19 protein-coding genes and 2 tRNA genes are annotated in these 22016 nt (G+C 51.4%); 9 read left to right on the top strand and 12 right to left on the bottom strand.

Annotated features, from left to right (window positions below):
• Window positions 1-31: 31 nt before the first annotated feature.
• From ACVL1J_RS05020 to ACVL1J_RS05010, 3 genes are all read right to left on the bottom strand, one after another.
• Window positions 32-229, bottom strand: coding sequence for a hypothetical protein (locus ACVL1J_RS05020; RefSeq protein ID WP_491665153.1), 198 nt, complete (start codon window positions 227-229; stop codon window positions 32-34).
• An 80-nt stretch (window positions 230-309) separates the two neighbouring features.
• Window positions 310-385 (bottom strand) — tRNA-Glu (locus ACVL1J_RS05015).
• Between the two features lie 16 nt (window positions 386-401).
• Window positions 402-477: transfer RNA gene (locus ACVL1J_RS05010), tRNA-Ala, on the bottom strand.
• Between the two features lie 190 nt (window positions 478-667).
• Between ACVL1J_RS05010 and ACVL1J_RS05005 the strand changes: the two genes are divergently transcribed.
• The 4 genes from ACVL1J_RS05005 to ACVL1J_RS04990 all read left to right on the top strand — a co-directional run bounded on the left by ACVL1J_RS05005 (window position 668) and on the right by ACVL1J_RS04990 (window position 3796).
• Window positions 668-1234: an NUDIX hydrolase gene (locus ACVL1J_RS05005; RefSeq protein WP_159570127.1), complete on the top strand. Its 567-nt coding sequence runs from the start codon at window positions 668-670 to the stop codon at window positions 1232-1234.
• Window positions 1231-1959: a leucyl/phenylalanyl-tRNA--protein transferase gene (aat, locus tag ACVL1J_RS05000; protein WP_341236397.1), complete on the top strand. Its 729-nt coding sequence runs from the start codon at window positions 1231-1233 to the stop codon at window positions 1957-1959. Before ACVL1J_RS05005 ends, aat begins: the two co-directional genes overlap by 4 nt.
• A complete protein-coding gene (locus tag ACVL1J_RS04995; protein WP_159570123.1) occupies window positions 1946-2683 on the top strand; it encodes an arginyltransferase in 738 nt (245 codons plus the stop codon). Before aat ends, ACVL1J_RS04995 begins: the two co-directional genes overlap by 14 nt.
• A gap of 63 nt (window positions 2684-2746) precedes the next feature.
• Window positions 2747-3796, top strand: a complete 1050-nt coding sequence (locus ACVL1J_RS04990) for a quinone-dependent dihydroorotate dehydrogenase (protein WP_341236398.1) — start codon at window positions 2747-2749, stop codon at window positions 3794-3796.
• A 3-nt stretch (window positions 3797-3799) separates the two neighbouring features.
• On the opposite strand, the gene ACVL1J_RS04985 is transcribed toward ACVL1J_RS04990, so the two are convergent.
• A complete protein-coding gene (locus ACVL1J_RS04985) occupies window positions 3800-5209 on the bottom strand; it encodes a LutB/LldF family L-lactate oxidation iron-sulfur protein (RefSeq protein ID WP_341236399.1) in 1410 nt (469 codons plus the stop codon).
• 17 nt (window positions 5210-5226) lie between these two features.
• Window positions 5227-5967: a (Fe-S)-binding protein gene (locus tag ACVL1J_RS04980; protein ID WP_159570119.1), complete on the bottom strand. Its 741-nt coding sequence runs from the start codon at window positions 5965-5967 to the stop codon at window positions 5227-5229.
• 138 nt (window positions 5968-6105) lie between these two features.
• Here ACVL1J_RS04980 and ACVL1J_RS04975 point away from each other — a divergent pair, with 138 nt between their 5' ends.
• The gene (locus ACVL1J_RS04975) at window positions 6106-6906 is read left to right on the top strand and encodes an IclR family transcriptional regulator (protein WP_159570117.1); all 801 of its coding nucleotides are present in this window, start codon (window positions 6106-6108) and stop codon (window positions 6904-6906) included.
• 1 nt (window position 6907) lies between these two features.
• Here the strand turns inward: ACVL1J_RS04975 and ACVL1J_RS04970 are convergent, their stop codons facing one another.
• Window positions 6908-7789: a serine hydrolase gene (locus tag ACVL1J_RS04970; protein ID WP_341236400.1), complete on the bottom strand. Its 882-nt coding sequence runs from the start codon at window positions 7787-7789 to the stop codon at window positions 6908-6910.
• Between the two features lie 135 nt (window positions 7790-7924).
• Complete coding sequence (locus ACVL1J_RS04965; protein WP_341236401.1) at window positions 7925-8884, bottom strand: histone deacetylase family protein; 960 nt, start codon at window positions 8882-8884, stop codon at window positions 7925-7927.
• 150 nt (window positions 8885-9034) lie between these two features.
• On the opposite strand from ACVL1J_RS04965, the gene ACVL1J_RS04960 reads away from it, so the two are divergent.
• Window positions 9035-9589 carry a phasin family protein gene (locus ACVL1J_RS04960; RefSeq protein WP_341236435.1) on the top strand — a complete coding sequence of 185 codons (555 nt, stop codon included), beginning with the start codon at window positions 9035-9037 and terminating at the stop codon, window positions 9587-9589.
• A gap of 88 nt (window positions 9590-9677) precedes the next feature.
• On the opposite strand, the gene ACVL1J_RS04955 is transcribed toward ACVL1J_RS04960, so the two are convergent.
• Genes ACVL1J_RS04955 through hrpA form a run of 3 tightly spaced genes read right to left on the bottom strand, consistent with a single transcriptional unit; the run spans window position 9678 to window position 15136 of the window.
• Window positions 9678-10460: a competence/damage-inducible protein A gene (locus tag ACVL1J_RS04955; RefSeq protein WP_159570113.1), complete on the bottom strand. Its 783-nt coding sequence runs from the start codon at window positions 10458-10460 to the stop codon at window positions 9678-9680.
• Between the two features lie 14 nt (window positions 10461-10474).
• Window positions 10475-11239 (bottom strand): EI24 domain-containing protein, encoded by a 765-nt coding sequence (locus ACVL1J_RS04950; RefSeq protein ID WP_341236402.1) that lies wholly within the window; start codon window positions 11237-11239, stop codon window positions 10475-10477.
• A gap of 27 nt (window positions 11240-11266) precedes the next feature.
• Complete coding sequence (gene hrpA / locus ACVL1J_RS04945; protein ID WP_341236403.1) at window positions 11267-15136, bottom strand: ATP-dependent RNA helicase HrpA; 3870 nt, start codon at window positions 15134-15136, stop codon at window positions 11267-11269.
• A 151-nt stretch (window positions 15137-15287) separates the two neighbouring features.
• Between hrpA and argA the strand changes: the two genes are divergently transcribed.
• Together argA and ACVL1J_RS04935 are read left to right on the top strand one after the other, a co-directional pair.
• The gene (gene argA, locus ACVL1J_RS04940) at window positions 15288-16628 is read left to right on the top strand and encodes an amino-acid N-acetyltransferase (RefSeq protein ID WP_159570107.1); all 1341 of its coding nucleotides are present in this window, start codon (window positions 15288-15290) and stop codon (window positions 16626-16628) included.
• 22 nt (window positions 16629-16650) lie between these two features.
• Window positions 16651-17850 (top strand): PLP-dependent transferase, encoded by a 1200-nt coding sequence (locus ACVL1J_RS04935; protein ID WP_341236404.1) that lies wholly within the window; start codon window positions 16651-16653, stop codon window positions 17848-17850.
• Between the two features lie 29 nt (window positions 17851-17879).
• Here ACVL1J_RS04935 and ACVL1J_RS04930 read toward each other — a convergent pair whose 3' ends face one another.
• Window positions 17880-20135: an arginine/lysine/ornithine decarboxylase gene (locus ACVL1J_RS04930; protein ID WP_159570103.1), complete on the bottom strand. Its 2256-nt coding sequence runs from the start codon at window positions 20133-20135 to the stop codon at window positions 17880-17882.
• Window positions 20136-20251: 116 nt separating this feature from the next.
• On the opposite strand from ACVL1J_RS04930, the gene ACVL1J_RS04925 reads away from it, so the two are divergent.
• Window positions 20252-21439 (top strand): hypothetical protein, encoded by a 1188-nt coding sequence (locus tag ACVL1J_RS04925; RefSeq protein WP_341236405.1) that lies wholly within the window; start codon window positions 20252-20254, stop codon window positions 21437-21439.
• Here ACVL1J_RS04925 and dcd read toward each other — a convergent pair.
• Entirely contained in the window at window positions 21409-21975 is a 567-nt protein-coding gene (dcd, locus tag ACVL1J_RS04920) for a dCTP deaminase (RefSeq protein WP_159570099.1), read from the bottom strand. The genes ACVL1J_RS04925 and dcd overlap by 31 nt on opposite strands.
• Window positions 21976-22016: the final 41 nt, after the last annotated feature.

The following is a 22016-nucleotide window of genomic DNA, read 5'->3' as shown; positions in this document are numbered from 1 at the left end:
GATAGGAAAACTTGAAGCTTGATTCGGGATTTTAATCGTCGAGATCGTCATCGTCATCGCTGACAGCATCAATGCCGGCCTCAACAACGGCACCGGTCACTTTAATACCCGTAGAGACAACAGCACCAGTGATTGAAATGGCAGCGCCAGCTGTGGCACTGACCACCGCGCAACCTTGAATGAAAGGCAAGGTACTGAAAACCAGAGAGAAGAGTACTGCTTTGTTCAAGATTGGACGCATAGTCGCCTCGAAGCCGTAAATGAAAAACGCCTCTGACCCTGTGGGTTAGAGGCGTTTTGTGCCAAATTTGGCATCCCCAACCGGATTCGAACCGGTGTTACCGCCGTGAAAGGGCGGTGTCCTAGGCCTCTAGACGATGGGGACCTAAAACTGTGTGCTTTGGTGGAGGTAAGCGGGATCGAACCGCTGACCTCTTGCATGCCATGCAAGCGCTCTCCCAGCTGAGCTATACCCCCGAAGCGAAGACCGAGATTATTAATTATTTCGTTTAACTTGTCAACAAACAGCTGATACTTTTTAAACAAAACTTTTAATTCTTTTTGCCTTCTGCCTGCATTGCCTCAGCAATTTGAGCAGCCCGAATTATACACATATTTGTCGGGTACACTGCAAGTGATTTTTTCAAAAAAAAGAAGCAAACAACAAATGAAATACTGCAGCACATGTGGCACCCAGCTTGAACTCCGAATTCCAGACGGCGATAACCGCGAACGCAGCTGTTGCCCTGGGTGCGGGGCCATTCACTACGTGAACCCGAAAATTGTGGTTGGCACCATTCCGACTTATCAGGGCAAGGTGCTGCTTTGCAAGCGGGCTATCGAACCCCGTTATGGCTTCTGGACACTACCAGCAGGCTTCATGGAATTGAACGAAACCACGCACCAGGGCGCAGCACGAGAAACCTGGGAAGAAGCTGGCGCCAAAATTGAACTGGGCCCCCTGTTCACCATGTTTGATGTAATCCGGGCCGAACAGGTTCACATCTTTTTCCGCGCCGAGATGCCTACCTCTACCTTTTGCGCAGGTGAAGAAAGCCTGGATGTGAAATTGTTTTCAGAAAATGAAATCCCATGGGATGAACTGGCTTTCAAAACCGTATCTAAAACACTCACCCTGTTTTTTGCAGACAGAAAAGCCGGGCGCTATTCCCTGCACACGGGCGATGTGTTCGACCACACTGACTGGACTGATTCGCAATTCAAGGCCGGATGACAAAAACCACTATTCCCTGGCTAGACTCACCAAGCGAATTCCCCGGCACAAGCCAGGCATTGGACTACCCTCCAGGGCTGCTTGCAGCCAGCATGGAGATCAATGCAGACTGGCTTGAAGCAAGTTACGCCCGTGGCATATTTCCCTGGTACTCCCAAGGCGAACCGGTACTTTGGTGGAGCACATCGCCCAGAGCGGTGCTTTACACCGCTGAATTCAAACTGCATCGGTCACTGGCAAAAGCCATACGGAAGATGCAAGGCACCCCGGGTAGCGCAATTCGTTTAAATACAGCCTTTACAGCAGTCATGCAGGCCTGTGCAGCGCCCCGCCCAGGACAAGACAGCACCTGGATCACAGATGAAGTCATTGCCGCATACACCGTGCTTCACCAGCGAGGCCTGGCCCACTCGGTGGAATATTGGGAAGGCGATCAATTGGTGGGCGGCCTGTATTGTGTAGCCTTGGGCAAGATGGTGTACGGTGAAAGCATGTTTGCCACAAAAACCGATGCCTCCAAAGTAGCCTTCGCTCATTTTGTGTATTGGCTAAAATCACAGAATGTGCACATAATTGATTGCCAGCAGGCCACCGTACACTTGATGTCGATGGGGGCCCGTACGGTAAGCAGAAAGGTGTTTGAGACTGAAATGGTGAATTCCATTGTTCAGCCCACCTTGAATTGGGAACCTCGCGAACTTAAATGGACGTATGACCAGACCTAAGGAACTGCCCTTCTCCACATTGCAGTTTTACTCGACTGCACCTTATCCCTGCAGCTATCTGGACAATAGATTGGCCAGATCGCAGGTGGCTACCCCCAGCCATTTGATCAACGCCGATGTGTACAGTGAACTGGTGCGCATGGGCTTTCGTCGCAGCGGGCTGTTTACCTACAAACCCCATTGCGATGGCTGTAACTCGTGCAAACCGCTGCGCCTGAAGGTGTCACAATTTCAAAGTAACCGCAGTCAACGCCGCACGTCAAAATCATTTTCCAGCCTGAAACCAAGCGTGCAGCGCCTTCACTTCAATTCCGAACATTACGCGCTTTACCTGAAATACCAATCTGCAAGGCACCATGGCGGCGGAATGGATGAAGACAGTCGCGAGCAGTATTCTCAATTTCTGTTGCAAACCCGCGTGAATTCACGCCTGGTGGAATTCAGAAACCCAGAAGGTAAATTGATGATGGTGTCGATCATCGACATTCTTACTGATGGCCTGTCCTCGGTGTATACCTTCTTCGACCCCGACGAGCGCAGCGGCCTGGGCGTCTACGGCGTGCTTTGGCAAATTGAACAATGCCGAGACCTGGAACTTCCCTACCTGTATTTGGGCTATTGGATCAAAGAAAGCGAGAAAATGGCCTACAAGGCCCGCTTTTCCTCCGCAGAAATTCTTCAAGACAATTTGTGGCAGCCCCTGCCTGAGCCAAGCGCCCCATAAGGTCCTGAATTCCCCGTTACAATGCGGGCTGTTCATCCAATTTACCGGTGTTTAAGAACCGCCATGCTGCTGCCCTATTCGCTTGTTCGCCCTGCCCTGTTTGCGCTCGATCCCGAGAAAGCTCACCACGTCACATTCAGTAATTTGCAAATGTTGCGCAAGCTGGGTTTGCTGAAACTTTTTTCGCCCAAAGCCGTGGCCGATCCTGTGAAAGTCATGGGGATCGATTTCCCGAACCGCGTGGGTCTGGCGGCCGGGCTGGACAAAGACGCGGCCTACATCAGCGAACTGGGTTTAATGGGATTTGGTTTTCTCGAAGTCGGTACAGTGACCCCCAAGCCACAAGCTGGTAACCCGCAACCCCGCCTGTTTCGCCTGCCACAAGCCGATGCGCTGATTAACCGGATGGGCTTTAACAATGAAGGTGTTGACACGCTGATACAAAATGTAAAAGCCAGTAACTACCCAGGCGTGTTGGGAATCAACATTGGAAAAAATGCGATTACCCCAGTGGAAAATGCTGCCGACGATTATTTGAAGGCACTGGAAGCGATCTACCCCTACGCCACATACATTACAGTCAATATTTCCTCACCCAACACCAAAAATCTTCGCGATTTGCAAGGTGGTGACAGCCTTGACATTTTGCTGGGCGCTCTGAAAGAAAAACAAAAAGCACTGTCTGATGAACACGGCTTGTACAAACCCATGGCATTGAAAATTGCGCCCGATCTGGACGACGATCAAATCGACGCCATTGCGAAGCGACTCATCCATTTCGGCTTTGACGGTGTGATTGCGACCAACACCACGATCGACAAAACCAGGGTGGCAAACCTTGCACATGGCGACGAGCAAGGTGGCTTGAGCGGTGCGCCCGTACTGGAGAAATCAACCCACGTGATCAAACGTTTGTACGCCGAACTGGGCGATGACATTCCAATTATCGGCGTGGGCGGAATTTCCAGCGGCGAGCATGCAGTAGAAAAAGTTCGCGCCGGCGCAAAGTTGGTTCAAATTTACACCGGGCTGATTTACAAAGGTCCTGAGCTGGTGACCGAGTGCGCAGCCACCATACGCATGAACTGTAAACCGCACCTGCTGAAAAAATAATACTTATTTTTTCTTGCGTTGCTGATACAGATTCGAGAAAGTTTCTCCGGTGGGCACCGGAAAATCACGTTGATCGGTCCAACCACTGGCGCCAGGCAAACTGTGAATTCCGCCTTTGCGTTTACCCCACCACGCCATGGCCTTGATACCGATACGTGACAGCAAGCGATACAAGCTTGGTCGTTGCGCCACAAACGCCCAAACCTTGAATGCCGCTTTTTCCTGCCACGGCCGCAAACCACGCGAAAACTGCTGCTCGCGCAGCTTGCGAAGCAAATCGGGTAGCGGAATTTTTACTGGGCAGACCACATGGCATTCGCCACACAAAGTAGCCGCTTGCGGCAAATCAAGCGCCTTTTCTATGCCTGTGTAGCTCGGTGTAAGCACTGAACCCATGGGGCCCGGGTACACCCACCCATAGGCGTGCCCGCCAATTTTCTGGTACACGGGGCAATGGTTCATGCAGGCACCACATTTGATGCAACGAAGCATTTCTTCAAACTCACCACCCAGCAAGCCGGTGCGACCCCCATCCAGAATCACGAAGTACATGTGCTCGGGACCGTCCAGGTCACCCTCGCGCTTCGGGCCAGTCAACAACGACACATAATTTGAAATACTTTGTCCGGTTGCCGAGCGCGGCAAAAGGCGAATCAAGGTGGCAAAGTCCTCAAGCGTGGGCACCACTTTCTCTACACCGGTAATGGCGACATGTACGCGGGGGTTGATGGTGCACATGCCCTCGTTGCCTTCGTTGGTTACCAAGGCCACAGAACCTGTTTCAGCAATCACGAAATTGCCGCCAGTGACACCCATATCGGCCGCCAAGAACTGGGGGCGCAGAATTTCACGGGCCTCACGAGTCATTTCAGCAATGTCGGTCTTTCGTGGCAAATGGTGGTGCTTCTCAAACAGATCTGCCACCTGCTCCTTGTCTTTGTGCACCACTGGCGCAATGATATGGCTGGGCCGCTCATTGTCATTGATCTGAAGAATGTACTCGCCCAGATCAGTTTCGCGGACATTCACATCGGCAGCTTCAAGCGCCTTGTTTAGCGCCATTTCCTCGGTCACCATTGACTTCGATTTAATCACCGATTTCACGTTGTGCTTTTTGGCGATCTTTACGACTAATTGGGCCGCTTCTTGTGGCGTGCGTGCAAACAAAACTTTGGCGCCAGTCTCGGCTGCTTTTTGCTCAAACAGTTCGAGCCACACATCCAGATTTTTGATGCTGCGGTTGCGAATCTCCACAGCCGCTGAACGTGTGCCTTCAAAATCCTCAAGCTCAAGAATGCTGGTGGCACGCGCATTTACAAACTTGGATGAAAGTCGCTTGAGGTTTTCCTGCAAGCGTGGGTCATTCAACTTCTCGCTTGCCTTGCTCTCAAAAAACATGCTTTGTACTTGCATGGTGTTACTGCCCCGCTTTAAATTTGACCGGGCTTTCGGCCCGTGAGCAACTCGGCCACGTGCAACACTTGTGTGTTGTCACCCATGCGGCGCAATCGTCCCTCAATGTTCAACATACAACCCAAGTCGCCAAGCACCACAGCCTGTGCGCCGGTGGCTTTAACCTGTTCACATTTGTCTGTACAAATTGCGCTGGACACCTCACCGTATTTCAAGGCAAAGGTACCGCCGAAACCGCAACATTGCCGACTGTCTTTCATTTCCAGAATTTCTACGCCGCCCATTTTTCCAATTAAGGTACGGGGTTGCTTTTGCACACCCAACTCGCGCAGCCCACTACAAGAATCGTGATAAGTAACCTGCTTAAGTTCCGACACACCCAATTTGATTTTGTCCACCCCCAACACGTTGACCAAAAAATCCGTGAGCTCATAGGTCCGTGCAGCAAGCCTTGCGGCTCGAATTTTCAGATCGGGATCGTTTTTAAACACCTCGGTGTAGTGGGTTTTGGTCATGCCGGCACAAGAACCCGATGGGGCAACCACATAGTCAAACTGCTCAAACTCCGCAAGCCACTTCTGGGCAAGTTTGTGCGTACTTTCTTTGTCACCAGAATTCCAGGCTGGCTGTCCACAACAGGTTTGAGCTTGAGGCACCACGACCTCGCAACCTGCCGACTCCAGCAATTCGATGGTTGAGAAACCGATTGAAGGCCGCATGGAATCCACGAGGCAGGTAACAAACAAACCGACGCGCAAGGCATTTCCCCAAAAAATCTAAAAGCCACTCAAGTGTATGCAGCAAGCCGCTTTCAAGCCAGTAGTGATAACCATAACGAGTGACGTATTTCACAATATGGTTTAAACTTCCCACTGCATGAAAAGGAACTACCCCGTATGAGCGAAGAGTCGATTGGACGCACCAGTATTCAGGTGATTGAACGAATGATGCAATTGCTGGACGCATTGGCTGAACACCAGGACCCTGTTGCATTGAAAGACTTGGCCCGCGATACCAAGCTGCACCCTTCCACAGCACACCGGATTTTGAATGATCTGGTGGCTTGCCGACTGGTTGACCGCACCGACCCTGGCTTGTACCGACTTGGCATGCGTTTGCTCGAATTGGGCAATTTGGTGAAAGCCCGCTTGAACGTGCGTGATGCTGCCCTGGAGTTAATGCGCAAACTGCACCGCCTGACCGGGCAAACCGTGAATTTATCGGTTCGACAGGGTGACGAAATTGTTTATGTGGATCGCGCTTACAGCGAACGCTCGGGCATGCAGGTGGTGCGAGCCATTGGCGGTCGTGCCCCTTTGCACCTTACTTCCACCGGGAAACTATTTCTTGCCAGTGAATCGCCAGAGAATTTAAAGCTGTATTCGGACCGTACGACTTTGCGCGGCACCACGTTAAATAGCCTGACTACACTCGACAAGCTGGAAAAAGAACTGCTGCTGGTAAGAACGGAAGGATTTGCACGGGACAATGAAGAACTGGAAATGGGCGTTCGCTGCATGGCGGCGGGCATTTATGATGATTCATCCAAACTGATTGCGGGTTTGTCCATTTCTGCGCCTGCGGACCGAATTCAGGAAGACTGGCTTCAGGAGTTAATTCACACAGCGCAAAGAATTAGCGCATCGCTAGGCTGGCAGGGTCGCGTGACCCCACCTAGCGGGCGATTCAGGCTTTAACCTATTTTGTGACGTACGTGGCGGCACTGGGCGCCACGGCCATGACGTACTCTCGAATACGTTCCGCATCAGCGAATCGGGCCTGAGAGCCCAAAGCATCAAGCAGTACGATCACCAAGTTACGATCCCCAACGCGCGCTTTCATGACCAGACAGCGCCCAGCTTCATTGATAAAGCCAGTTTTCTGAACCTGAATATCCCATTCCTTGTTTTTGATCAGGCGATTGGTATTTCGAAAGTTCAACTGCCCTTTACCCGACTGCACAGAAAATTGCGGATCAGTCGAAAATTGTCGAATCAAAGGGAAACGCTGAGCATGGAGCACCATGCGCGCCAAATCGTTGGCGCTTGATTTGTTCTCAACCGACAAACCTGTGGTTTCCGCAAAATTGGTATTGAGCATTTGCAGTGAAGCCGCACGACGATTCATTTGAGCTACACAGGCTGCCAAACCACCGGGATAGCTACGTCCAAGTGCGGAAGCCGCACGATTCTCGGAAGCCATGAGCGCCAAATGAATAAGCTCGCGGCGGGTGAACTCACTACCGGGCTTCAAGCGTGAGCGGGTGTTTTTGTAGTAGTCGATGTCGTCTGTTGTTATGGTGATGACGTCATCCAGATCAAGCCCTGCCTCTAGCGTCACCACCACGGTCATGATTTTCGTGATCGATGCGATGGGAACCACTGCGGATGGGTTTTTGGCATAAAGCACTTCAAGAGAATCAGCATCTGCCACCAAGGCGACCGAACTGTTGAGAGAAAGCGGGTCGTGCGCTTCTTTCAAATTGACTCTCTCGGCCTGGCCGGGCGCTGCCTGAACTGAATAGCTGAACACCATGGAAAAAGCAAGAAGTGTTGAGCCAAGTAATGCTTGATAGATCATGGTGCTTTGTCTTTATTATTTGAACAAATGTTTCGTTGAATTCTACGCAGATTTAGCTGAACCGCCAAGGGTCCAGATCGAGTGATAACAGGGTTTTAAGTCATCTAATTCGAGCGATTTCTTAAATCTACCTGCCTAGCGTAGTTTTTGATGTTGTTGACTGTATTCGGCCAAACGTTCAATGACCCCGAGTTGCAAGTCTGTTAAATGATCAAGATCGGGAAAGTATCCACCGGCCATGACCGCCGCCACGGGTAATTTACGTTTTTGAGCCCACTGCAAAACCATTCGATCGCGTTGCTCGATACCATCGTCACTCAGGGCCAGTTTGCCCAAACGGTCCGCTTGATGAACATCAAGCCCAGCGACATACAAAACAAGATCGGGCGTAAAACCCTGCTCAATCCGGGATAAAGACTTATCCAGCAGTGTGAGATATTCAGCATCGCCAGTTCCGTCGGGCAATTCGATGTCCAGGTCACTTTTTTCTTTCTGGAAAGGATAGTTTTTCTCGCCGTGCATCGAAAAAGTAAACACACTGGGGTCGTTTCTCAAAATTTCGGCTGTGCCATCGCCCTGATGCACATCCAGGTCAATCACCAGCACGTGGTGACCACCACGGGATGAGATTGCCCCGTTTTGGGCTGAGTTTAACCATGCAATCGCATCGGTTTGATAAACACGCGCAGCCACTGCCAAATCGTTGAATACACAAAACCCACCGCCCTTGCTGCGCTTGGCATGGTGAGTACCCCCTGCCAAATTAACAGAAGCACCGTGCTGCAGCGCACTTCGAACAGCAGCCACGGTGGCTCCCACAGACCTTCGGGAACGCTCCACCATTCGATCTGACCAGGGAAAACCGATGCCTCGTTGCTCATCTTTCGAAACATTGCCCGTTTCTATACGCTCTATATAGTTTGGGCAATGCGCCAAGGCCAATTGACCGGGCGTGGCTGCGTCTGGAATAGATAGCCTTGCAAAACAGGCACTTAAAGACACTTTGTCCCGGAGAATTCGATATTTCTCCATTGGAAACCGATGGCCCGGGGGCAAAGGCAGCACAAACTCATCGGTGTAGAACGCGTCAATCATGATTAATACAACAGAAGCAAATCGAATTATTGCAATGCAACATTTTTATTGACATGAGATTTTTTTTCGGTAGAATTCAATTTGTGCACCGCATCAATCGGTGTTCGACAAACAACCCTAGTGGTACGAAACCTGACGGAGCAAACTATGATGATGACCCCCGAACAATTTCTTGACGTTCAAAAAGCCAACCTTGAAAAGATCCTGGGTCTTAGCCAGCAATCGTTCAGCAACGTTGAAAAAGTAGTTGAACTGAATCTTAACGCTGTTAAAGCCTACATGGAAGATAGTGTTGAGGCCGTTAAAGCCTTGTCTTCTGCAAAAGACATTCAAGACTTCGTTGCGGTATCAACATCAGTTACACAACCCTTGTCAGAAAAAGCTGTTTCCTACAGCAAAGACCTGTACTCCCTGTCTTCTGGCATCGCTTCTGAAGCGGCCAAGCTGGTTGAAGAGCAAGTGTCTGAGAACAACAAAAAATTCGTTGAGCTGTTTGAATCAGCCAGCAAAAATGCGCCTGCCGGCTCAGAAAGTGCTGTAGCACTGATGAAATCAGCAATTACCGCAGCAAACACTGCTTACGACAGCGTAAGCAAGGCCACCAAACAAGCTGTTGAAATGGCAGAAGCCAACGTGGAAGCCGCAACCAAGGCAACCATCAAGGCCACCAACACAGCCACTACAAAGGCCCGCAAAGCAGCTTGATCGCAAGCTAATTTGCCTGTAAAGATGTCTCCTCGTTCCTCCTGGAACGAATTCTCAAAGCCTGCCCTCTTTTGTGGCAGGCTTTTTTTTATTTGATCAACTCAAATTCACAACACATGTTTTCCAGAATCTTCACCAGTTCGGTAAATGCATTCGAGACAACTTCCTTCTTGCCAAGATTGCCCCGAGCCTTCACACCCAACTCAATGTGACGTGCCAGTTTGTTGTTCCCAACGCTGGGCAGGCTATATAACCTGCAATCAGGGTAAGCCGCTTCAAGCTGTTCCATTACCGGCGTAATTCGGGCCTCTGGCGTGTTGAACAACAACAACGCTTTTTTGTATTCAAGTTCCAGGTGGTGAAATTGCGGGTAAAGCGTATCCAGCACCCAATCAATCATGGGCCAAGCCATAACGGGAAAGCCTGGCACAAAGTGATGTTGCCCCACAGTAAAACCTGCAATGCGGTTGTACGGGTTTGGAATCAGGCTGGCACCGGCAGGAAAATCGGCCATGCGCAAGCGAAACTCGTCCAGAGGCTGTCCACTTTCCTCGCAACGCTGGCGAATCAATTCCACCGCGCCCTCGTGGCGAACAATTGGCAGCCCCAAGGCTTGGGCTGCTGCTTGCCGTGTGTGGTCATCGGGGGTTCCGCCAATGCCGCCGCAACTTAAAACAATGTGCTTGCTTGCAAATGAGCGCGTCAGGGTGTCGGCCAGGAATTCACGATCGTCCCCCACCATTTGCACCCATGACAAGTGAAGTCCACGCGCTGCAAGCCGTTCAATCACGGCGGGTATGTGTTTGTCTTGTCGCAAACCTGACAGAATTTCGTCGCCCACCACAATCAAACCAATTTTAGGTACTGCCATGTTGTGCTCTTTTTTTAGTTAGATTGAATCACGGGCATGTCGATCACTTTGTCTTGCCGCACGTGAGCCAGTGCGCCCATGTAATGACGTGTAAAAGCCAAAGCCGACATCACGGGCATGATCAACAAAATTGGAGGAATGAAACTTAAGAATGCGCAAACCAAACCAATTAACCAGGCCGATGTGCTGTCGCGCCTTCTGATTTCTTTGATTTCCAGTTTGGTGGCGTGGCCAGCCAGCGAATCAAAACGCATCACGGCCATAAGCAAGTAGGCTGTCAACAAAATAGGCAATACAAACGCCATGCCAGGGATAAGCCACAGGGGCAAAGTCACGATCCACGCAATCAGAAAAATAATGACTGCTTTCAAAGTGACCCAAAGACTCATCACCATGCCGGAATCGCCTTTCTTTTCAATTCCCTGAAATTCTTTGTCGGTAAGGTAACTAACCACGGGTGGCGTGACGTACAAACCAGCAAGCAACACAGCAGAGGTTGCAACGATGGGCCACAACAAGCCAAACACCGCCAATGGCACCAAAATAAACTTGAGCCAGCCCATGAATGCAGCATCGGTTGCCAATGCATCGGCGGAAAAATCAAAACCCAGATAACCCAATGCCCAGGTTGCAGCGCTGACCAAAGGATCAATCGACAACCAAATGATCACCAACCAGAACACGGATGCGATTGCCACCGATACCAAGGTCAGCATCAACATTTTGGGTCTGAAAGAATCCACCAGTGCATTAAAAAGTATCGACATTGCATTGTTCATACATGTTCCTTTTATCGTGGAGGACTGTTACTGACGCTTGGCCATGGTTTCCCAGGCCTTTTGCAACCGTTTTACAGACACCGGCATCGGTGTACGTAACTCTTGGGCAAACAGGGATACGCGAAGTTCCTGCAATTGCCAGGCAAACTGGCTGAGACTTTCGTCCTCTTGGCCCTTGAGTTGAGAGGAAGCACGGACCCAGTGTAATTGAAGATCCATGACATCTTTCATCAGTTGCTTGTCGCGGTCGATTGAATTGCGTACCCGCTCCAGGCGAATTTGAGCAGCCTTCAAATAACGTGGGTAGTGTGTTAGCTGCTCCCAAGGTTTTTTCAGCAAAAATCCTTTGGGCAACAGCCAGTTAAGTTGATTTTGAATGTCGGCCACACATTCTGGAAACGATTTAGACAACGACTGAAGTTTCTTGCTCAATGCACTGTATTCATTAAGTATTATCAGGAGAATTTTTCCAATTTCCTGCGCAATCAAATTCATTCGGCTGCGTGCTTCCAGCACTTTGGCATTGAATTCATCCTGCGTAGCAGGCAGGCCCGCAGCCAATGCACTGCGCATCAAGGTCAGCTTGATCCACTGCTGCTGAAGCTCATCCGATGACCCCAAGGGCATGTACAGCATGGCCACCTTCTGAAAATCCAGCAGATTTTTGGTCAGGTACTTCAAGGGTTCTTTCAGGGCAATATTGAACAACCGAAGCACGCCATCCAGATGAACTTTGCGGGCAATGTCTTCCTCATCAAATACTTCCACAATGCAATGGTCGCCCATGTCTTTCAGGGCGGGGTATCCGAAAAAGGTTTGGCCGCCTCGCTTGATTTCAAGCATGTCGGGCAGGCTGCCAAAACTCCAGTCGGTGATGGGTTTGTCGTTGAAGGCATTGTTGCTCAACACAGGCGTCTTGGCCGATTCGGTTTTGGTGTTGCCGGGCTGCACCTGACCCGATCCAACTTGCGCCCGTACCTGCTCCACCACGTCCGAGCTTTTAAAACTTTCTTGCGCCTTGCGGCCCCACTCAGCCTTCAAGGCGGACAGGCTACGTTGCATGTCCAGCTGACGCCCATGCTCGTCCACCAACTTGAAGTTCATGAAGTGGTGCGGCGGCAGTGTTTCAATACGAAAATCGCTTAACAAAGGCCTGGCTGGCGTTTCGCTGGCCACGAAATCGCGCAGGCGCTCGAGCAAGGGTTTGTCATACAGCTTGGAATCGAAGTGTGCTTCGGCAAATTTTTCAGCGAACTGCGGCACCGGTACGCAATGACGGCGAAGTTTTTGCGGCAAGCTTTTCAGCAACAGCAAGGCTTTTTCTTTCAGCATACCGGGCACCAGCCATTCGGTGCGCCCTGCATTCACTTGGTTCAGCAGCATTAACGGTATGGTCAAGGTGACACCATCTCGCGGGCTGCCCGGCTCAAAGTGATAGCTCAAGTCAAATGCCAAGCCACCCATTTCCAGCTTCTTGGGATAAAACTCGGTGGTAATGTCCCCTGCTTTCTTGCTTAGCAAATCTTGCTTGTTCAGACAAAGCGCGGCCAGGTCTTCCTTACTGGCTTGTTTCGCCCAGTTTTCAAGGGTTTGCTGGTTGTAGACGCCTGCGGGCAGCTTGTCGTCGTAAAACTGGGCAATCAGGGCCTCGTCGACCAAAATGTCTTGTCGGCGGGCTTTGTGCTCCAGTTTTTCCAGGTCTTCGATCAGCTTGCGGTTGTGTACATAAAACGGCACGTTCGTTTTGACCTGCCCGGGCACCAAACCTTCATGAATCATCAAGCGGCGTGCCTCTGCCTGATTGAAACGGGCCAGGCTAACGCGGCGTTGGGAATAAATCGGCAAGCCATAAATAGTGCCGGTTTCCAGGGCAACCGCCTGGCCAGAACCCTTCTCCCAGTGCGGATTGTTGTGGTTGCGTTTCACAAGATGCGCGCCCACTTTCTCAATCCAGTCAGGCTGAATTTTGGCCACACTGCGGGCATACAGCCGGGTGGTTTCAACCAGCTCGGCTGCCATAATCCACTTGCCGCCTTTCTTGAACAAGTTGGAACCGGGATGGATTGAAAACTTGATGCTGCGTGCGCCCAGATAGACCGGATCAGTCTCGTGTTTCAAGCCAATATTGCCCAGCAAACCGGCCATTAATGCCAAATGGATTTGGTCGTATGTGGCCGGTGTGGCGTTCAATGTCCATTTTTGGTCTTTCACCATGGCGGTGAGCTGTTGGTGAACCTCACCCCATTCCCGCAGCCGGTTCGCAGATAAAAACTTGCGCTGAAGCGTGTTTTTCATCTCACGATTTGTTGATCCTTTTCCTTTTAAATCAATATAAAAATTCCATAACTTAAGAAACGACATGAAATCAGACTCAGCATCGTCGAATTGCTGCTGAGCATTGTCCGCGGCTTCTTGTGCGTCAATTGGACGGTCGCGCGGGTCTTGAATTGACAAGGCGGCGGCCAGCACCAGCAGTTCATTCAAACAGCCTCGTTGGCTGGCTTCGAACAACATTCGGGCAATGCGTGGATCCAAAGGCAGTTTGGCCAAGGCCCGACCAATTTTGGTTAAGTGGCCGGCATCGTCCAGCGCATTCAGCTCGCTGAGCAACTGATAACCATCGGCAATTGCGCGGCCCATTGGTCGCTGCAAAAATGGAAAGTCCTCCACCTCGGTCAGGTGCAGGCTTTTCATTCGCAAAATAACGGAGGCCAATGATGAGCGAAGAATTTCCGGATCGGTGTAGTCAGTACGACCGGCAAAATCAGACTCAGCGTACAAACGAATGCACACACCGTTTGCAACCCTGCCGCAACGCCCTGCCCGCTGGTTGGCCGATGCCTTGGAAATTCGCTCGATCTGCAACATTTCAACCTTGTTGCGGTAACTGTAGCGCTTCACACGGGCCACACCAGAATCAATCACATAACGGATGCCCGGCACAGTGAGCGAGGTTTCTGCCACGTTGGTGGACAGCACAATGCGCCTGCGCCCGCTGGGTTTGAAAATACGTTCTTGCTCCTGCGCAGTAAGCCTCGCAAACAATGGCAAAATTTCCAGCGTTTGACGCATGTTCTTGCCCAGGAAATTTGCCATGTCGCGAATTTCACGCTCGCCGGGTAAAAACATCAGAATGTCGCCCTGACCCTCGCGGCAAAGTTCTTCCACAGCGTCGAGCGTGGCGGCTTGAAAGGCGTCTTCGTCCACCTCATCAGCGGGATTCACAGGGGCATTTTTTCTGCGACTGGTGTCAAAGTCGTTGGGGTCTTTGTAGCGTAGCTCAACCGGGTACAAGCGGCCAGACACTTCAATAACCGGGGCTGGTTTGCCCTGCAAATTCTCGAAGTGTTTTGAAAAACGTTCGGCGTCAATGGTGGCCGAGGTGACGATCAACTTCAAATCCGGGCGTTTGCCCAGCACATCCTTCAAATAGCCCAGCAGAAAATCGATATTCAGGCTGCGCTCATGCGCCTCATCGATAATGATGGTGTCGTACTTCTTGAACAGTGGATCCGTTTGGCTTTCAGCCAGCAAAATACCATCAGTCACCAATTTCACCGCCGTACTGGCATTGGATTGGTCTTGAAAGCGAATTTTAAAACCCACCCACTGGCCAATCTCGGAATTCAGTTCCTGTGCAATTCGCTTGGCCGTGGCTGTGGCGGCCAGGCGGCGTGGCTGGGTGTGCACAATGCTTTGCCCATTCAGGCCGCGCCCCAATTCCAGGCACATTTTTGGCAATTGTGTGGTTTTGCCTGAGCCTGTTTCTCCGCACACAATCACAACCTGATTCTCTGCAATCAGTTGCTTGATCTCAGTGCGGCGTTGGGAAACCGGTAACTCTTCGGGGTAACGAATTTCGAGTGGCGACAGGAGGGTTTGTTCTTTTGACAACACAAATAACCAATATTGGGTTCAAATTCCGATCAAATCGGGCAAAAACAGCGAGAAGACTGGACTGCACGCAATCGGAAATTATAATCAATCGAACGAGCGGCCACGGCTGCCCCACAGTGTATTCCCTTTTTTCAGGACAGCCCCCAAGCCAATGAGCAACACCCCCAGCCACGACGACCTTTCCATGAACAGCCAAACTTTTGTTCAATGGCTACGAACTGTTGCGCCCTACATTCACGCCTTTCGTGGCAAAACGTTTGTGGTGGCTGTCGATGGCGAGCTGGCCTACCAAGGCTATCTGAATTCATTGGCTCAGGATTTGTCGTTGTTGCACGCCATGGGCATGCGCATTGTGCTGGTGTGTGGTTCCCGCCCGCAGGTTGAAGAACAACTGGCTTTGCGCAACATTCAACCGGCGTTTCACAAGGGCTGGCGGATCACCGACAAAGGCGCGCTGGAATGTGCCAAAGAAGCGGCGGGTGAACTTCGCCTGGACATTGAAGCGGCTTTCTCACAAGGCCTGCCCAACACACCCATGGCACATTCGTCCATGCGCGTCATTTCCGGCAATTTCATTACTGCACGGCCCATGGGTATTCTGGAAGGCGTGGATTTGCAACACACCGGCCTGGTTCGAAAAATCGATGTAACCGCCATTCAGATGAGCCTGAACAGCAACGCAATTGTGTTGTTGTCCACCATTGGCTTTTCGCCCACGGGCGAGGCGTTCAACCTGACCATGGAAGACGTTGCAACCAGCACTGCGCGGGCCATGAAGGCTGACAAGCTGATTTTCGTCACACAGATTGAGGGAGTTTTCGACAAAAGCGGCAAGTTGCTTGAGGAACTGGAGCTGGACAGGGCTCGCGAAATCATGCAGCAAGAGGATCTTCCCGAGCTGACCAAGGATTACCTGGAGTGCTGCATTTTGGCGGTGCAAGGCGGCGTGGGCCGGGCACACATTGTGCCCTTGAATCTGGACGGCGGTGTGATGCTGGAATTGTTTTCGCACGATGGCGTAGGCACCATGGTGTCTGAAGAAAACCTGGAAAGCCTGCGTCAGGCAACGCTCGATGATTCCGGTGGTATCAAAACCCTGATTGAACCGCTTGAAATGGCGGGCGTGCTGGTGCGCCGTGGGCGCGATCGCATTGAACGCGACATTGACCACTTCACCGTGCTGGAACACGATGGCATTTTGTGGGGCTGTGCGGCCATGTATCCCTACCACGCCGAAGGTGTGGCCGAACTGGCTTGCCTGGTGGTGCATCCTTCCTGGCAGGGCACCGGCGATGGCGAACGGCTCTTGAAGAAACTTGAACACGATGCGCGCAAGCAGGGCTTGAAGCAGCTATTTGTACTGACCACACAAACTTCGCATTTCTTTTTGAAACGCGGCTTTGTGGTCGGCGATGTGGACAAGCTGCCGATTGAACGAAAACGCTTGTACGACTGGAACAGAAAATCTCAAGTAATGATCAAAACACTGTGATTCAAAAAATGAAGCCCAAGCCATGAGCACCTTCAAGCACGACAAGCCGACGCACGGCCTCAGCACAGAAATTGTTCATTCCAAACCGGTCAGTACCGAAGGGTTTTCGGCGTTGCCTGTGCCGCTTTACCGTGGCTCCAGTACCTTTTTTGAAAGCACGGCAGCACAACGCGCACCCGTGAACCCGATTGGGCTGGACTACAGCTATGGCCTGCACGGCAACCCCACGCAATACACCCTGGCCAAGAAACTGGCTGAAATTGAGGGTGCCATGCATGCGCTGGTGTGCCCGTCCGGGCTGACAGGTATTGCGCTGGTGGCGCAGGCCTGCCTGAAAACTGGCGACCATTGGCTGATTCCCGAGAATGTGTACGGCCCCGTGCAAGCCCTTGCGCGAAGCCTGCATGCAGACTACGGCATTGAATTCACTGAATATGACCCCTGCAATGCCGCAAGTGTGGCCGCTGCCCTGCAAACCAATACCAAGCTAGTGTGGACCGAAGCACCGGGTTCGCTTACCTTTGAAGTACCCGATCTACAAACCATTGTGGCTTTGACAAAGGCCCACGGCGCGCGCACTGGCATTGACAACACCTGGGCCGCAGGAATTGCCTACAAGCCTTTCGAGCATGGTTTCGACTTCAGCGTACAGGCCCTGACCAAATACCAGTGTGGTCATGCCGATGTATTAATGGGTGCGGTGTTAAGCAACAACTCCAGGGCGTTTACCGATTTGGAACGAAGAAACCGAATACTGGGCCTGGGTGTGTCGCCGGCCGATTGCGACCTGGTACTGCGTGGCCTGCTCACCCTGCCTTTGCGTTATCGGCAACAAGCCGAAAATGGCTTGCTGGTGGCCACCGAGTTAAAACAGCACAAGGCAATTGCACGGGTACTGCACCCAGAATTTCCTGAATGCCCCGGCCATGAATTTTACAAACGCGACTTCACGGGTTTTGCCAGCATTTTTTCCGTGGTACTTCAATCGCATTACACCGACGAGCAAGCCTGCAAAATCATCGATAGCCTGAAACTGTTCAAGATTGCCTACTCGTGGGGGGGACCTGAAAGCTTGGGATTGGTCGTGAACGTGGCGGACAGTCGCAAGCGCTACCTGCTCGATGCGAATGGCCAATGTGGACCAATCTTGCGACTGGCGATTGGGTTGGAGGATCCGAACGATTTAATTGCTGATTTAATGCTGGCTCTGGATGCTGCGTAAGATTCGCAGCATCCGAGAACCTGAACCGCTTACTCTTTCACACAATCCACGAAGTAACTGACGTTGCCCTGATCGTCTTCAATTCCGACCAAACCATGAATATCAGTTTCAAAACCGGGGAATTGTTTGTTGAAGTCACGTGCAAAACGCAAGTAGTCCACAATCGTGGCATTGAAAATCTCGCCAGGAATCAACAGCGGAATACCTGGCGGATACGGTGTCAACAAGGCTGAAGTAATACGCCCTTCCAGATCATCAATTGCGACACGTTCAATTTCACGGTGCGCCACTTTTGCATACGCATCGGCAGGTACCATGGCGGGCTGCATGTCGCTCAAATACATTTCAGTCGTCAAACGCGCCACATCTTTCTTGCGGTACATGTCGTGAATGGTGTTGCACAAGTCCCGCAAGCCCACTCGCTCGTAGCGCGGATTCGCCTGACAAAACTCAGGAATCACACGCCACAGTGGCTGATTCTTGTCGTAATCGTCTTTGAACTGCTGCAAGGCAGTCACCAGCGTGTTCCAGCGGCCTTTCGTAATGCCGATGGTGAACATGATGAAGAATGAATACAGACCCGTTTTTTCAACAATCACGCCGTGCTCGGCGAGGTACTTGGTGACGATAGACGCGGGAATGCCAGCGTCGGAGAACTGACCATTCACATCCAGCCCCGGGTTCACAATAGTCGCCTTGATCGGGTCGAGCATGTTGAAACCATTGGCCATTTTGCCAAAGCCGTGCCAGGTGTCGGTGGTGTGGATCAGCCAGTCGTCGCGCGGGCTCATGCCCTCCTCGCTCAACACATCCGGGCCCCACACTTTGAACCACCAGTCGTCGCCAAACTCCTCGGCCACCTTGCGCATGGCACGGCGGAAATCCAGCGCTTCCATAATACTTTCTTCGACCAAAGCGGTGCCGCCTGGCGGCTCCATCATGGCGGCCGCCACATCGCAGCTCGCGATAATCGCGTACTGCGGGCTGGTGGAGGTGTGCATCAAATACGCTTCGTTAAAAATGTGCCTGTCCAGTTTACGGTTTTCACTTTCCTGCACCAGAATTTGCGAAGCCTGCGACAAACCAGCCAACATTTTGTGAGTAGATTGCGTTGCAAACACGAGTGAATCTTTGGTGCGCGGGCGGTCGCGACCAATCGCATGCATGTCTTTGTACATGGGGTGGAAACTGGCGTGCGGCAACCAGGCTTCGTCAAAATGCAAAGTATCAATTTCAGAGCCCAGCACTTCCTTTATCATTTCCACGTTGTACAAAACACCGTCGTAGGTACTTTGTGTAATCGTCAAAATACGGGGCTTTTTGTTTTTGGCTTTGCTGGCAAACGGATGGTTTGCAATTTTCTTGGCAATGCTTTCAGGTTTAAACTCGTCCAGCGGGATGGGCCCGATGATGCCCAAGTGATTGCGCGTGGGCGTCAAAAACACGGGAATGGCACCGGTCATGGTGATCGAATGCAGAATCGATTTGTGGCAGTTGCGGTCTACAACGACGATGTCGCCAGGTGCCACGTTGGCATGCCACACCATTTTGTTGGAAGTCGATGTGCCGTTAGTCACGAAGAAACAGTGATCGGCATTAAAAATTCTAGCGGCATTGCGCTCAGAGGCAGCTACCGGGCCAGTGTGATCAAGCAATTGACCCAATTCATCCACGGCGTTACACACGTCGGCACGCAGCATGTTCTCACCAAAGAACTGGTGGAACATTTGCCCGACCGGGCTTTTCAGAAACGCAACGCCGCCCGAGTGTCCAGGGCAGTGCCAAGAGTAGGAGCCATCTTGCGCGTAGTGCACCAAGGCGCGGAAAAACGGAGGCGCCAATGAATCCAGATAACTTTTGGCTTCACGGATAATGTGACGAGCCACAAATTCCGGAGTGTCCTCAAACATGTGAATGAAACCATGCAATTCTTTCAGGATTGCATTCGGAATATGCCGCGATGTACGCGTTTCGCCGTACAGATAAATTGGGATATCTGCATTTTTGAAGCGAATTTCCTGCACAAAATTATTCAGATTTTGCAGTGCGTCCTCGATCTCTTTTTTGCTACCCAAGCCGAACTCTTCATCGTCAATCGACAAGATGAACGCGCTGGCCCTGCTTTGTTGCTGGGCAAATTGGGAAAGATCGTGATAACTCGTAACTCCCAATACTTCAACGCCCTCTTTTTCGATGGCGTCTGCCAGGGCGCGAATGCCGAGACCAGATGCGTTCTCGGAGCGGAAATCTTCGTCAATAATGACAATTGGAAAACGAAATTTCATTAATCTTCCTGTGATCGGGGTTCAACACAAAACAAGGCTGCATTATCCACTACGCAGCCCCCTGTTCCAAGCCCTATTGTCGCGCATTTATCCCTCCATGTAGTGACTTCACGGAAATGTCATCTGGCACGGGTTCAATAGACAACTTTCCTGCTTACTTGCCCTTCATGCAGATCAGTTCATTGACGGCTTCGCCCAGCCAGTTTACGCAGCCACAGGCACCGTTTCGACCGGCGCGCAGCATCACTAAACGTCTTGACCAATACCTCAACAGTTTCGACATGGGCTTTGAACGCATTGCCAAGGTACGCGCCGAAGTTCTGGGTGGAACAAATCGTATTCATTCGTTTGACAGGGCTTTGGTATACCCCGAGCAATACAAAAGCCGAAGTATTCGCGCATTGATCCACCTGGCCAAGCACACCGAGGAAATGGCGGAGGGGTTTGCAGATATTTCAGGCCTGGCCGAGCGGCTGACCCGGAACCTGATTTCTTCCGGCGAGAAGTCTGACATGGCATTGGTCATTGCCTCTGCAGTCGGTCGAGTGATCTCGGGTCAGCTCAATTTAGGGGGCATGGCTGTTCACAAAGTGGCCGGAGCATCCTTGTATGCCATGTCATCAATCTTCAGCATTGCCGCACTGGGCATGATTAAAGCCGGGTTGGGGGCACGCAGAACGGATTCTGAATTAGAGCAAGCCAGAATGAAATCCAATTTTGATTCAAGCGCTTACCTGATCGTTGCCAGAAAATTGATTGCCGCCAAAGAGTTGTTGCTCGACAAAATACTTGAAAGAGCCGGCGAACCGACAAACCGGCATCGTTGCGCGATTCATGGCTGGGTTAAATACATGTCAAGACACAAAAGCTCAATTCCGCCACACATGCACTCCAGACGCAAAGGCAACTGCAACTATATTTGGCAAAATCTTCATCAATACGGTCCGGTCACCCGTTCGCTGATGCATGTGGCCTACGGCACGTTTCAGGGCATCAACAAATTGCTCGTCTCCTATGACAAACACATCGGAGTAGCGATTGGCAATTATTTGTTGAGCAAGAAAGTTGGCGGGGTACTGGGATGCCGCCTGGGGATGACCGTGTCAGTGGGTAGCGCCGCCGCTGTGTCGGTGCCTTTGTCGCCGTTCATCATTGGTATTTCCACTGTGGGTGCAATTGCCTGTGGAGTGGCTTTGCTTGCGCTTACTTTGGCCAAGTTGAATGTTCGGCTTACCCATGACTGGAGAGGGAACATTCAACGGCCGCTAGGCAATCAGGTTTTTGGCAGGGTCACACCGACTTGACCTTGATACTTGCCACCCCGGTCCCGGTAAGACGTTTCGCACACCTCGTCACTTTCAAAGAACAGCACCTGGGCACAACCTTCACCCGCATAAATTTTGGCGGGCAATGGCGTGGTGTTTGAAAACTCGAGTGTGACGTACCCCTCCCATTCAGGCTCGAACGGGGTGACGTTGACGATAATGCCGCAACGCGCGTAGGTACTTTTTCCGAGACAAATGGTGAGTACATTGCGGGGAATGCGGAAGTATTCAACCGTGCGTGCCAATGCAAAGGAATTGGGCGGGATAATACAGACATCACCTTTGAAATCCACAAAGCTTTTCTCGTCGAAGTTTTTGGGATCGACAATGGTGCTGTTGATATTGGTAAAAATCTTGAACTCGTCTGCGCAGCGAATATCGTAGCCGTAGCTGGATGTGCCATAAGACACGATTCTTTTGTCATCCTCGTAACGAACCTGGCCAGGCTCAAAGGGTTCGATCATCCCTGTGCTCTCAGCCATTCTGCGAATCCACTTGTCCGATTTAATGCTCATGCTCACTTTGCTTTAATGAAGTTCAATAGCCGAAATGTTAC

This window comes from Limnobacter sp. G6BE5S, from assembly GCF_058448965.1.
The sequence above is the reverse complement of the archived record's forward strand: the minus strand, read 5'-3'. Positions and strand labels throughout refer to the sequence as shown.

Coding starts and splice junctions, on each gene's coding strand:
- ACVL1J_RS04955 (WP_159570113.1), bottom strand. CDS start 10,460: ATGGCAGTACCTAAAATTGGTTTGATTGTGGTGGGCGACGAAATTCTG.
- ACVL1J_RS04990 (WP_341236398.1), top strand. CDS start 2,747: ATGCTGCTGCCCTATTCGCTTGTTCGCCCTGCCCTGTTTGCGCTCGAT.
- ACVL1J_RS05005 (WP_159570127.1), top strand. CDS start 668: ATGAAATACTGCAGCACATGTGGCACCCAGCTTGAACTCCGAATTCCA.
- ACVL1J_RS04930 (WP_159570103.1), bottom strand. CDS start 20,135: ATGAAATTTCGTTTTCCAATTGTCATTATTGACGAAGATTTCCGCTCC.
- ACVL1J_RS04970 (WP_341236400.1), bottom strand. CDS start 7,789: ATGATCTATCAAGCATTACTTGGCTCAACACTTCTTGCTTTTTCCATG.
- ACVL1J_RS04935 (WP_341236404.1), top strand. CDS start 16,651: ATGAGCACCTTCAAGCACGACAAGCCGACGCACGGCCTCAGCACAGAA.
- ACVL1J_RS04985 (WP_341236399.1), bottom strand. CDS start 5,209: ATGCAAGTACAAAGCATGTTTTTTGAGAGCAAGGCAAGCGAGAAGTTG.
- dcd (WP_159570099.1), bottom strand. CDS start 21,975: ATGAGCATTAAATCGGACAAGTGGATTCGCAGAATGGCTGAGAGCACA.
- ACVL1J_RS04950 (WP_341236402.1), bottom strand. CDS start 11,239: ATGAACAATGCAATGTCGATACTTTTTAATGCACTGGTGGATTCTTTC.
- ACVL1J_RS04960 (WP_341236435.1), top strand. CDS start 9,035: ATGATGACCCCCGAACAATTTCTTGACGTTCAAAAAGCCAACCTTGAA.
- ACVL1J_RS04975 (WP_159570117.1), top strand. CDS start 6,106: ATGAGCGAAGAGTCGATTGGACGCACCAGTATTCAGGTGATTGAACGA.
- ACVL1J_RS04965 (WP_341236401.1), bottom strand. CDS start 8,884: ATGATTGACGCGTTCTACACCGATGAGTTTGTGCTGCCTTTGCCCCCG.
- ACVL1J_RS04995 (WP_159570123.1), top strand. CDS start 1,946: ATGACCAGACCTAAGGAACTGCCCTTCTCCACATTGCAGTTTTACTCG.
- argA (WP_159570107.1), top strand. CDS start 15,288: ATGAGCAACACCCCCAGCCACGACGACCTTTCCATGAACAGCCAAACT.
- ACVL1J_RS04925 (WP_341236405.1), top strand. CDS start 20,252: ATGTCATCTGGCACGGGTTCAATAGACAACTTTCCTGCTTACTTGCCC.
- aat (WP_341236397.1), top strand. CDS start 1,231: ATGACAAAAACCACTATTCCCTGGCTAGACTCACCAAGCGAATTCCCC.